The organism is Corynebacterium freneyi (assembly GCF_030408835.1).
Lineage (GTDB): Bacteria > Actinomycetota > Actinomycetes > Mycobacteriales > Mycobacteriaceae > Corynebacterium > Corynebacterium freneyi.
Map to the genome: position 1 here is coordinate 2419952 of NZ_CP047357.1, position 12423 is coordinate 2432374.

Annotated in this window: 5 protein-coding genes and 3 rRNA genes; 2 read left to right on the forward strand and 6 right to left on the reverse strand. The window is 61.7% G+C overall.

Annotated elements, in window-relative coordinates; all coding sequences use genetic code 11:
* Positions 1-68 precede the first annotated feature (68 nt).
* A complete protein-coding gene (locus tag CFREN_RS10825) occupies positions 69-1526 on the forward strand; it encodes a nucleobase:cation symporter-2 family protein (RefSeq protein WP_209651997.1) in 1458 nt (485 codons plus the stop codon).
* Positions 1527-1588: 62 nt separating this feature from the next.
* Here CFREN_RS10825 and CFREN_RS10830 read toward each other — a convergent pair whose 3' ends face one another.
* The 5 genes from CFREN_RS10830 to murA form a co-directional block, all read right to left on the reverse strand.
* Entirely contained in the window at positions 1589-2905 is a 1317-nt protein-coding gene (locus tag CFREN_RS10830; RefSeq protein ID WP_209651995.1) for an ISL3 family transposase, read from the reverse strand.
* A 663-nt stretch (positions 2906-3568) separates the two neighbouring features.
* A 5S ribosomal RNA gene (gene rrf / locus CFREN_RS10835) occupies positions 3569-3685 on the reverse strand.
* Between the two features lie 164 nt (positions 3686-3849).
* Positions 3850-6931, reverse strand: a 23S ribosomal RNA gene (locus CFREN_RS10840).
* 361 nt (positions 6932-7292) lie between these two features.
* A 16S ribosomal RNA gene (locus CFREN_RS10845) occupies positions 7293-8813 on the reverse strand.
* The 16S, 23S and 5S rRNA genes sit together here, the layout of an rRNA operon.
* A 448-nt stretch (positions 8814-9261) precedes the next feature.
* The gene (murA, locus tag CFREN_RS10850; protein WP_209651994.1) at positions 9262-10524 is read right to left on the reverse strand and encodes a UDP-N-acetylglucosamine 1-carboxyvinyltransferase; all 1263 of its coding nucleotides are present in this window, start codon (positions 10522-10524) and stop codon (positions 9262-9264) included.
* 101 nt (positions 10525-10625) lie between these two features.
* Here murA and CFREN_RS10855 point away from each other — a divergent pair, with 101 nt between their 5' ends.
* Positions 10626-11234, forward strand: a complete 609-nt coding sequence (locus tag CFREN_RS10855) for a cob(I)yrinic acid a,c-diamide adenosyltransferase (protein WP_070523038.1) — start codon at positions 10626-10628, stop codon at positions 11232-11234.
* A gap of 66 nt (positions 11235-11300) precedes the next feature.
* Here the strand turns inward: CFREN_RS10855 and ramA are convergent, their stop codons facing one another.
* Positions 11301-12137 carry an acetate metabolism transcriptional regulator RamA gene (gene ramA, locus CFREN_RS10860; protein WP_035122738.1) on the reverse strand — a complete coding sequence of 279 codons (837 nt, stop codon included), beginning with the start codon at positions 12135-12137 and terminating at the stop codon, positions 11301-11303.
* Positions 12138-12423 lie beyond the last annotated feature (286 nt).

Below are 12423 nucleotides of genomic sequence, written 5' to 3' on the forward strand. Positions count from 1 at the left end.
AACCCCGCTATCCAGCTCATCACGGTCACGTGTTTACCGACCGTTCATCGCCGTCGTAAGCTCCTTGTGTGAGCACCTCCAACGTCGCGGCCAAGCCCGCAGTCCATCCAGTAGATCAGTATCCGGGGCATGCGAAAGCGCTGCTCCTCGGCTTCCAGCATGTACTCGCGGCGTACGCGGGCGCGGTCGCCGTGCCGCTTTTCGTCGGTTGGGCCCTCGTGGACGCCGGCAAGATGCAGCCGTCGGACATCCCGCACCTCATCGCCGCCGACCTTTTCGTCGCCGGCCTGGCCACCATCGTCCAGTCCGTGGGCATCTGGCGCTTCGGCGTGCGGCTGCCGTTGATTCAAGGGTGTACCTTCTCGGCGGCGATTCCGATGGTCACCATCGGTTCGCAGTACGGCGTGCCGGCCATCTACGGCTCGGTCATCGCCTCGGGCATCTTCATGATGCTCTTCGCCCCGCTCTTCGCATCTCTCCTCCGTTTCTTCCCTCCGCTGGTGACGGGCACGGTGCTCCTCATCATCGGTACGACGCTGATGCCGGTCGCGGCCGACTGGGTCGGCGGTGGCGCCGACCTCAAGGGCACGGACGCCTACGGCACTCCGCAGAATCTGGCCGTGGCCTTCGGCGTACTGGTGCTGATCATCTGCATCGACAGGTGGGGGCCTCCGTGGCTGTCGCGCATCGCGGTGTTGGTGGGCATGCTGGCGGGCCTCGTCGCGTGCATCCCGCTTGGCATGGTCGATTGGTCGACGACTGAGGATTCCCCGCTGTTCGGCTTGACGACGCCTTTCTACTTCGGTTTGCCCGAGTTCATTTTCGCGGCCATCTTCGCGATGTGCATCGTGTCCTTGGTGACCATGGTCGAAGCGACGGGCGACGTTCTCGCCATCGGTGAGATCACCGGCGTCAAGGTCGATGACCGACGCATCGCCGACACCTTGCGTGCCGACGGCGCCGCCACGGTCGTCGGCGGCATTTTCAATACGTTCCAATACACCGCGTTCGCACAGAACATCGGCGTCCTGTCGATCACCGGTGTCCGCTCCCGCTGGGTGACGGCCGTCGCCGGCGGCATGCTCGTCATCCTCGGTTTGATCCCGAAGACGGCCGCGCTCGTCGCCGCGATTCCCGCGCCCGTACTCGGTGGCGCGGGCATCGCACTGTTCGGCATGGTCGCCGCCTCCGGCGTCCGCACGTTGTCGAAGGTGAAGTTCACCGATACCAACGTCATCGTCGTCGGCGTGCCCCTGGCCCTGGCGTTGCTGCCGGCCGTCGCGCCGGATCTGTTCACGCAGCTTCCCGCATGGGCGCAGACGTTCATGGCCTCGGGCATCTGCATCGGCGCGGTCGCGGCGATCCTGCTGAACCTCGCGTTCAACACCGGTACGCGTGCACCGCACACCGCGAAGCCGAGCGCGCATGACTCGTTCCGCGGCGGCATCAACTCCGAGGACCACGACCATGACGGTTTCGGTGACGTCCCCGGAACCGGTGCAAATTCCTCCACGGGCAACGAGTAACCAGCGGTTCATGCCACGGGCCACGTCCAATGGACGTGGCCCGTTTTGTGGCTCTTCAGGATTTAGAGTGCGTTGATCTTGGTGTGCAGCTGTCCGGAGTGGATCAAGGATCGCAAGATGTAGTGCCCGAGGTTCTTGAACCCCAGAGCGATGCCGCGCAGATGCTCCAGGCGCCCGTTGATCGCCTCGACGGGCCCGTTGGACGCGCCGATATCGAAATACGCCAGCACGTCCTTCTGGCGCCGGTACAGCGTGTTTCCCAGCTGCTTAATCTCCTCTAACCCCTTCGGCATCGTCGATGAACGCAGCGTGCTGATCACCTTCTGCATCAGCTTCTTGCCCTCGGCTTTCTTCGGGTACTGATAGGCGGCGATGATCTGCTGATACACCGACCACGTCACCTCCAAAGCCACGTAGTCTTCGTCGGTGGCCCACAGTTGCTCGAGTCGCCGATGCTGTCGATCAGTGAGGAAGTCAATCCTGGTCAACAGGGTTTTCCGGTTCTTATACAACGGATCGTTTTTCTTGCCCCGCCGCCCGGTGGTCATCCGCTGCAGGCGCTGCCGGCACACGGTCAACTTGTCGGCGGCCAGGTGCACCACGTGAAAGGGATCCATCACCGCCTGCGCCCGCGGCAGGGCCTGTTTGGTGGCGGTGGCGTAGCCGGCAAACCCATCCATCGTGACAACCTCGACCCGGTCGCGAAAGCCCTGCCCACGCTGGCCGAGCCAATCGCTCAGTACCGCGGCGCTACGACCCGGGACCATGTCCAGCAACCGGGCCGGTCCGGCGCCGTCGATGACGGGGGTGATGTCGACGAGCACGGTGACGAACGAGTCCGGCTCACCGGCCCGGTGGGTGTGCTTCCACACGTGCTCGTCCACGCCCAGCACGCGTACCCCGGCAAGGTGGCCGGGGTCGTCATAGACCAGGTGCCGGCAGGCATCCAGGGCGAGGTCGTTGACCAGGTCCCAGCCCAAGCCCAGGGCTTTGGCGGTGGCGGAGATACTCATTTTGTCGATCGCCAACCGTTGCAGAATCCAGCGGGTCACCCGGCGAGTGACGGTGCGCCCGCGTTCGGCGCAGGCCAGTTCGCCCTGGTAGATCCGCTGGGTACAGGACTGATTCAGGCACAGGAACCGCGGCACGCGTACCTGCAACCTGGTGGGGAAGCCGACGACGGGAAGATCGGTCAGCCGGCGCACGACGTGATCACGCAGCCGGCCTGTGTGTCCGCAGCCCGGGCACTTGTCGCAGGAGTCGATGGGACGAGCACTGATGACCGTGAACTCGCCGGCATCCGCGGCATCGGTGATCGTTAATCCCAGCTCCGCGGTGCGGCAAATGGTGTCGGCGACGAGGTTGAACGTAGGCTGCATCGTAGGGTCCTGGTTCGGTCAGATGGTTGTGTGGTAACTCTCATCTTGTACCGGCCAGGGCCCCTACATGTTGTGCCACCCCGACATATCACTTCCCGCTAATTACGCACTCCAGATCCGGATGAGCCCGTTTTGTTGTCCCCTCCCGTGTGCTCCCCAGCGCTCGTCCGTGCGCCGGCACCAGTGTGTTCCCGTTGCCTCCTACGCAGCTGCTCTTTCCCTCAAGCAGCGCCTGCCCATCTCAAGCGCCGCCTGGGCTTCTGCACGATTCATGTGCGCGATTCATCCTCGCGGTCAATGCAGTTACATGCAGGTGAGCTAATCGTTACCCGGTACCGACAGCCGTCATGCGCGGACGCGGCGCCGCAGCATCGAGACGCCGGCGCCGGTCGCTCCCCGCTTGCCTCGGAGCCAGTCTGCAGTCAGCCTGAACGCCGCGCCGGCCCCACTCCTCGCCCCGGACACGGTGCGCATAGGACTCCGCAACGCCTCCCCCACACGCAAACGCCCTCTTGAGGCGCGTAAAGCGTGGTCCCCGCCAACCCCCAAAAAAGGACCGGCAGCAACCACACCCCACACAATAAAAAAAGAGGGAGTCTCCCCCGCCACCACCAACCCCACGGGGCAGGCGACAACGAAGGAAACTCCCTCACACAAGTTATTGGCCGGCAGTGACCTACTCTCCCACACCCTCCCAGGTGCAGTACCATCGGCGCAGGTGGGCTTAGCTTCCGGGTTCGGAATGGGACCGGGCGTGACCCCACCGCTATAACCACCGACACGATCTACGGGAACACACCAACCACACACACCAACCACCACACACAGGTGGCCGGCAAGGGTCGGGGGTGCTGTCCCAGACGCTGGATAGTGGACGCGAACCAAACCTGGTTCCTCATTACTCGCAGAATTGTCAACCGCACACCCCACAACAAAGGGGGGTGAGTGTGTTGTTGTTTGGTCTATTAGTACCGGTCACCTCAACACGTCACCATGCTTACAGTTCCGGCCTATCAACCCCGTCATCTACAGGGGACCTCAAACGAAACCTGATCTTGGAACAGGCTTCCCGCTTAGATGCTTTCAGCGGTTATCCCTTCCGTACGTAGCCAACCAGCAATGCTCCTGGCGAAACAACTGGCACACCAGAGGTACGTCCGTCCCGGTCCTCTCGTACTAGGGACAGCCTTCCTCAAGTTTCTACGCGCGCGGCGGATAGAGACCGAACTGTCTCACGACGTTCTAAACCCAGCTCGCGTGCCGCTTTAATGGGCGAACAGCCCAACCCTTGGGACCTACTCCAGCCCCAGGATGCGACGAGCCGACATCGAGGTGCCAAACCATCCCGTCGATATGGACTCTTGGGGAAGATCAGCCTGTTATCCCCGGGGTACCTTTTATCCGTTGAGCGACACCGCTTCCACAAGCCGGTGCCGGATCACTAGTCCCTACTTTCGTACCTGCTCGACCTGTCAGTCTCACAGTCAAGCTCCCTTGTGCACTTACACTCAACACCTGATTGCCAACCAGGCTGAGGGAACCTTTGGGCGCCTCCGTTACTCTTTGGGAGGCAACCGCCCCAGTTAAACTACCCACCAGGCACTGTCCCCAACCCGGATCACGGGCCAAGGTTAGATATCCAATACGATCAGAGTGGTATTTCAACAACGACTCCACCCCAACTGGCGTTGAGGTTTCACAGTCTCCCACCTATCCTACACAAACCGAACCGAACACCAATACCAAGCTATAGTGAAGGTCCCGGGGTCTTTTCGTCCTGCCGCGCGTAACGAGCATCTTTACTCGTACTGCAATTTCGCCGGGTCTGTGGTTGAGACAGCAGGGAAGTCGTTACGCCATTCGTGCAGGTCGGAACTTACCCGACAAGGAATTTCGCTACCTTAGGATGGTTATAGTTACCACCGCCGTTTACTGGGGCTTAAATTCTCCGCTTCGACCCACAAAGGATCTAACAGGTCCTCTTAACCTTCCAGCACCGGGCAGGCGTCAGTCCGTATACATCGACTTACCCGTCTTCGCACGGACCTGTGTTTTTAGTAAACAGTCGCTTCCCTCTATTCTCTGCGGCCACGCAACGCCGTCCGCCGCAACGGGCATAGACATCACGCGGCCCCCCTTCTCCCGAAGTTACGGGGGCATTTTGCCGAGTTCCTTAACCACAGTTCACCCGATCGCCTTAGTATTCTCTACCTGACCACCTGTGTCGGTTTGGGGTACGGGCCGCACAACCACTCGCTAGAGGCTTTTCTCGGCAGCATAGGATCACCAACTTCCCCACAACGGGTACGCATCACGTCTCACCACCAACGCAGCCCGGATTTACCTGGACTGCCGGCTACACGCTTACACCACCATCCATCAGGTGGCACGGCTACCTTCCTGCGTCACCCCATCACTTGGCTACTACCAGATCAGGTCCCCTGCATCCACAACCAGACACCACCCGAAGGTGATGAAAGGACGCTTCAGGAGGGTTAGTATCACTGATTCACCATGGGCGCGATTGCGCGGGTACGGGAATATCAACCCGTTGTCCATCGACTACGCCTGTCGGCCTCGCCTTAGGTCCCGACTCACCCTGGGAGGATTAACCTGGCCCAGGAACCCTTGGTCATCCGGCGGAGGAGGTTTCCACTCCTCATTCGCTACTCATGCCTGCATTCTCACTCGCGTCCACTCCACCACAGGTCACCCCGCAGCTTCACAGCCGAACACGACGCTCCCCTACCCAGCAACACAAAGTCACTGCCGCGGCTTCGGCGGTATGCTTGAGCCCCACTACATTGTCGGCGCAGGACCACTCGACCAGTGAGCTATTACGCACTCTTTCAAGGATGGCTGCTTCTAAGCCAACCTCCTGGTTGTCTTCGCGATCCCACATCCTTTTCCACTTAGCATACCCTTAGGGGCCTTAGCCGGCGATCTGGGCTGTTTCCCTCTCGACTACGAAGCTTATCCCCCGCAGTCTCACTGCCGTGCTCTCACCTCACCGGCATTCGGAGTTTGGCTGATGTCGCTAAGATGATAGTCCCGCTAAACCAACCAGTAGCTCTACCTCCAGGAGGAAACACACGACGCTGCACCTAAATGCATTTCGGGGAGAACCAGCTATCACGGAGTTTGATTGGCCTTTCACCCCTACCCACAACTCATCCCCTCAGTTTTCAACCTAAGTGGGTTCGCGCCTCCACAGAGTCTTACCTCTGCTTCACACTGGCCATGGGTAGATCACCCCGCTTCGGGTCCAGGACACGCCACTGACAACACACTAGTTAGTATTCGCTTTCGCTACGGCTACCCCACACGGGTTAACCTCGCGACGTGCCGCTGACTCGCAGGCTCATTCTTCAAAAGGCACGCCATCACCCCACAAAAGGAGGCTCTGACGGATTGTAAGCACACGGTTTCAGGTACTATTTCACTCCCCTCCCGGGGTACTTTTCACCATTCCCTCACGGTACTATCCGCTATCGGTCACAGAAGGTATTCAGGCTTACCGGGTGGTCCCGGCAGATTCACAGCAGATTCCACGAGCCCGCTGCTACTCGGGGACAAACGCAACCAACAGACCATGGCTTTCACGTACCGGGCTCTCACCGTCTACGGCAGGCGATTCCACGCACTTTCCGCTAACCACAACCAATGCTGGCGCACAGCTGGCAGACCATGCACACGTAAACCCCACAACACCACACACGCAACCCCTGCCAGGTATCACACGCATGCGGTTTAGCCTCATCCGCGTTCGCTCGCCACTACTAACGGAATCACAATTGTTTTCTCTTCCTACGGGTACTGAGATGTTTCACTTCCCCGCGTAACCACCAACCAGACTATGAATTCATCTGACGGCGACCGCCCACAACGACGGCCAGGTTTCCCCATTCGGACACCCTCGGATCAACGCTTAGTTGGCAGCTCCCCGAGGCATTTCGCAGCCTCTCACGTCCTTCATCGGCCTCCTGATGCCAAGGCATCCACCGTGTGCCCTTACAACACAACACACAAACGACCAAACAGAATAAACTGTTATGGAACAAATCTACAGAAAAATCAAGATGCTCGCGTCCACTATCCAGTTCTCACACAACACCACCAGAAACCCACACAACCACACAACTGCGGCCAGCAGGCAACCAGCGCCCCAAGGAAAACAAACCACCAACCCCACACACCAACCACCAGGTTGACGCACAAGGCAGCAGACGGTGTCTTCCCAGACACCCGACAGCGCACCGACATACCTTGCAAACACTTTGTGTCAAAGACGCACCATGCGGTACAAGCGTCCACCCAAAAACGCGACCCCACCAGCGTCCACAGGACAACCAGCACAAGGGCCGACTTAACAAAACAAACTCCTTAGAAAGGAGGTGATCCAGCCGCACCTTCCGGTACGGCTACCTTGTTACGACTTCGTCCCAATCACCGATCCCACCTTCGACAGCTCCCCCCACAAAGGGTTGGGCCACTGGCTTCGGGTGTTACCGACTTTCATGACGTGACGGGCGGTGTGTACAAGGCCCGGGAACGTATTCACCGCAGCGTTGCTGATCTGCGATTACTAGCGACTCCGACTTCACGGGGTCGAGTTGCAGACCCCGATCCGAACTGAGACCGGCTTTAAGGGATTAGCTCCACCTCACGGTATCGCAACCCACTGTACCGACCATTGTAGCATGTGTGAAGCCCTGGACATAAGGGGCATGATGATTTGACGTCATCCCCACCTTCCTCCGAGTTGACCCCGGCAGTTTCTCACGAGTCCCCACCATCACGTGCTGGCAACATAAGACAAGGGTTGCGCTCGTTGCGGGACTTAACCCAACATCTCACGACACGAGCTGACGACAACCATGCACCACCTGTATACGAGCCACAAGGGAAACCACATCTCTGCGGCGATCCCGTATATGTCAAGCCCAGGTAAGGTTCTTCGCGTTGCATCGAATTAATCCACATGCTCCGCCGCTTGTGCGGGCCCCCGTCAATTCCTTTGAGTTTTAGCCTTGCGGCCGTACTCCCCAGGCGGGGCGCTTAATGCGTTAGCTACGGCACAGAAGTCGTGGAAGACCCCTACACCTAGCGCCCACCGTTTACGGCATGGACTACCAGGGTATCTAATCCTGTTCGCTACCCATGCTTTCGCTCCTCAGCGTCAGTTACTGCCCAGAGACCCGCCTTCGCCACCGGTGTTCCTCCTGATATCTGCGCATTTCACCGCTACACCAGGAATTCCAGTCTCCCCTACAGTACTCAAGTTATGCCCGTATCGCCTGCACGCCCGGAGTTAAGCCCCGGAATTTCACAGACGACGCGACAAACCACCTACGAGCTCTTTACGCCCAGTAATTCCGGACAACGCTCGCACCCTACGTATTACCGCGGCTGCTGGCACGTAGTTAGCCGGTGCTTCTTCTCCATCTACCGTCAGAAAACCTTCGTCGATGGTGAAAGGAGTTTACAACCCGAAGGCCGTCATCCCCCACGCGGCGTCGCTGCATCAGGCTTCCGCCCATTGTGCAATATTCCCCACTGCTGCCTCCCGTAGGAGTCTGGGCCGTGTCTCAGTCCCAATGTGGCCGTCCACCCTCTCAGGCCGGCTACCCGTCGCCGCCTTGGTAGGCCATTACCCCACCAACAAGCTGATAGGCCGCGGGCCCATCCCACACCGAAAAAACTTTCCACCACATCCTCACGATGCGGTCCTATCCGGTATTAGACCCAGTTTCCCAGGCTTATCCCGAAGTGCGGGGCAGGTCACCCACGTGTTACTCACCCGTTCGCCACTCGTGTACCCCAGCAAGCTGGAGCCTTACCGTTCGACTTGCATGTGTTAAGCACGCCGCCAGCGTTCGTCCTGAGCCAGGATCAAACTCTCCACAAAAGCTATTTCAGTGAAAAGCTCAAAACCGGCAAAAACAAACGACAAACCAACCACACGGGCTGGCCTGGCATTCATATCCGAAAAAACAGTGCACCCACCCCGACAGGGTGAAGGAGCAGGCACACAAAAACAGGTTGAAAAGAAAGAGCAACCAGAAACTCCTGGCACTCACCAAATCAACACAAAATAAAGTACATCGGCACACTATCGAGTTCTCAAAAAACACACGCACACCCACAACAACCAGGCACACCCAGCGCCGCAAGCAGCAAGAGAAGAACTTACCACACCCGGAATCTGCCGCGCAAACGGCTCGAACCGGAATGTTTCTCGCTCTTCCCCCAGCCAGTGACCCGATCACCTTGCGGTGTCGGTCGCGCTGACCACCAGAACATTACACACGCCGCGCCGAACAAAGCAAAACGCCAGGTCACTCCGCAGTTCAGCGCTACCGCACGCGCTCGATGTCGGCGCCGAGCGAATTGAGCGTCTCCACGAACGTCGGGTAGCCGCGATCGATGTGATAGACGTCGTGGACCTCCGTGACGTCGCCGGGCTCGGTGCACAATCCCGCCAGCACCAATCCGGCGCCGGCGCGAATGTCCGACGACCACACGGGAGCCGAACTCAGACGCTCCTTGCCGCGGATCATCACGTGGTGGCCGTCGACGGTCGCGTCGGTGCCCAGGCGAATCATCTCGTCGACGAACCGGAAACGGGACTCGAAGACGTTCTCGGTGAGCACGCTGACGCCCTCGCTCACCGCCGCCAACGCAATGGCCATGGGCTGCAGGTCCGTGGGGAACCCCGGGAACGGCAGGGTCTGGTAATTCACGGCCTTCGCCCGGCCCTCCATGCGCACGCGGAATCCCGACCCGTAGGTCTCCACCTGCGCCCCGGCGTTCTTCAACTTCTCCAGGGCCAGATGCAGGTGAGCCGGGCTGATGCCGCCGACGGTGACGTCGCCGCCGGTCATCGCCGCCGCGTACGCCCACGTGCCGGCGACGATGCGGTCGCCGACGACCTCATGCTGCGTCGGGGTCAGCTTCTCCACCCCATCGACGGTGATGGTGTTCGAACCGGCGCCCTGGATGCGGGCGCCCATGGCCACGAGCATGTCGCACAGGTCGACGATCTCCGGCTCTCGCGCCGCGTTGTCCAGCACCGTGCGCCCCTTCGCGAGCACGGCGGCGGTGAGGATGTTCTCCGTGGCACCGACCGACGGGAAGTCCAACGAAATGTGCCCGCCGGTGAGCCCATCGGCCTCGGCCACGACGCACCCGTGGTTGATGTACGTCCGGGCGCCGAGCTTCTCCAGACCCGACTGATGCATGTCCAACGGCCGCGAACCGATGGCGTCACCGCCGGGCAGGGCGACGATGGCCTTGCGGCACCGCGCGGTCAGCGGGCCGAGCACGCACACAGACGCGCGGAACTGGCGCACCGCGTCGAAGTCCGCCTGCGGCGACAGCTCGGCTGGAGTGTCGATGCGCACGACGTCGCCCTCGCGCTCGACGGTGCACCCGAGCCCCTCGAGGACCTTCTGCATGAGCGGCACGTCGTCGATGGCCGGGCAGTTTGTCAGCACCGTGGTGCCCTCCGCCAACAGCGCCGCACCCATCAACTTGAGCACGGAGTTCTTCGCGCCGGACACGCGGACCTGTCCGCTCAGCCGCGCGCCGCCCTTGACCAGGAATCGTTCATTCGCCACGGCCCCCACGAAACCACACTTTCGCCGTCGCCGCCGCGACTTCCCCCGCGGCCGCCGCTCCTTCCCCCACCACCGCCGCAAGCGCCGCCTAGAGTGGGGCCATGTCCGTTCACCTGACCCGCATTTACACCCGCACGGGCGACGACGGCACCACGGGCCTGTCCGATTTCAGCCGCGTCCCCAAAGACGACCCGCGCCTGGAGGCGTACGCCGATTGCGACGAAGCCAACGCGGCCATCGGCCAGGTCCTGGCGCTCGGCGAACCGTCCGAGGACATCGCCGCGGTGCTGCGCCACATCCAAAACGACCTTTTCGACGCCGGCGCCGACTTGGCCACCCCGATCGAAGCCGACCCGGAGTACCCGCCGCTGCGCATCACGGAGGACTACGTCACCCAGCTGGAGCGGTGGTGCGATTCCTTCAACGAGGACCTGCCGTCGCTGAAGTCCTTCATCCTCCCGGGCGGCACGAAGGCCGGCGCGCTGCTGCATTCGGCGCGCGTCGTCGCCCGCCGGGCGGAGCGCAGGGCCTGGACCGCGGTGCGCGAATTCCCGGACACCACGTCGCCATGGCCGGCGAAATACCTCAACCGGCTGTCCGACCTGCTGTTTATCCTCTCCCGCGTCGCCAACGACGGCGATGACGTGCTGTGGGTGCCGGGCGGCGAACGCGGATCCGACTCCTCCACCCAAGGCAACGACGACGCGTGACGGCGGCCCGGCCCCCACGCCGACCCGTCGTCACGCGAAACACGCTGCGCGAAACCGCGCCCGCCGTCAGGGCAGGGCGCCGATGCGACGCGCGGCGTTGACGGCTTCATAGCGGGTGTGGGCGCCGAGCTTGCGCATCACCGACCGCAGGTAGGACTTCACGGTCTCGGCGCCGATGCCCATCTCCTCCGCCGCCTCGACGTTGGTGTGGCCCAACGCCACGCAGGCCAGGACGTCGAGCTCACGGGCCGACAGCTTCGTGGTCTGCTTCACCCGCACGGGCGTGACCATCTGGTCGCACAGTTCCTCGAGCTCCTGGCGCAGCTTCTCGTCGTCGACGCGGTTGGCCAGCATGCGCAGCTTCGAATGGGTGGAGCGCACCTGCTCCCACTCCGCGCCGTTCATGACGCGGCCGCCCTTGCCGCCGGAGGCTCGGTCCATGTTGCGGCACGCGTCGGCCACCGACAGATCCTGCTCCAGGCAGCGGGCGGTCATGGTGACCTCCTCGAGCACCTTGTCGCCCAGCCGCACCGACGAATGCACGCCCGCGTACAGCACGCCGCGCACCTGACGGGCCACGATGACCGGCACCGCGACGAGGGAATGCAGGCCCTCGTCCTTGATGTTCTGGTCGTACTCGTGGGTGATCACCTTCGCCCGGAGGTAGTCGCTGACGCCGACGGGCCGGCGGGTCGACATCACCCGGCCGCCGACGCCGGCACCGGATTCGACGATGAGGTTGTGCAACGCCGGGGTGCGCAGCCCCACCCAGTGGCTGATCTGCATCTTTCCGCCGTCGATCACGTCGGCGTACATGGTCACCGGGATCCCGGTCGCGTTCTTCAGGGTGACCAGAGACGACTTGACTACCTCGTCGTCGTCCAGAATTCGGTGGGGATCCATGAACGTGCCTCCTGCTGCCCTACCTGCCGCCCACCGCCAGGTGGCCCCGAGCGGGGGGCGCATTTCCGTACACCGGAAACTATACCCTCCAAAAGGGTGCCCCTGCATTGAGGCGATCCTCACAATTTTGGCGGATATCCCACCCCCGCGATACGGAAATATCTCCATTCGCGTTCCCGGGGTGACCGTCGCGGGCCCGTTTCCCACCCCCGGGGCATGCGGGGCGACCGGCGGAAACGGGGCGGGACCGGTCGTCGTCAAGCACATCCTGCTTGACGACGGCCGG

Coding starts and splice junctions, on each gene's coding strand:
- CFREN_RS10830 (WP_209651995.1), bottom strand. CDS start 2,905: ATGCAGCCTACGTTCAACCTCGTCGCCGACACCATTTGCCGCACCGCG.
- ramA (WP_035122738.1), bottom strand. CDS start 12,137: ATGGATCCCCACCGAATTCTGGACGACGACGAGGTAGTCAAGTCGTCT.
- CFREN_RS10855 (WP_070523038.1), top strand. CDS start 10,626: ATGTCCGTTCACCTGACCCGCATTTACACCCGCACGGGCGACGACGGC.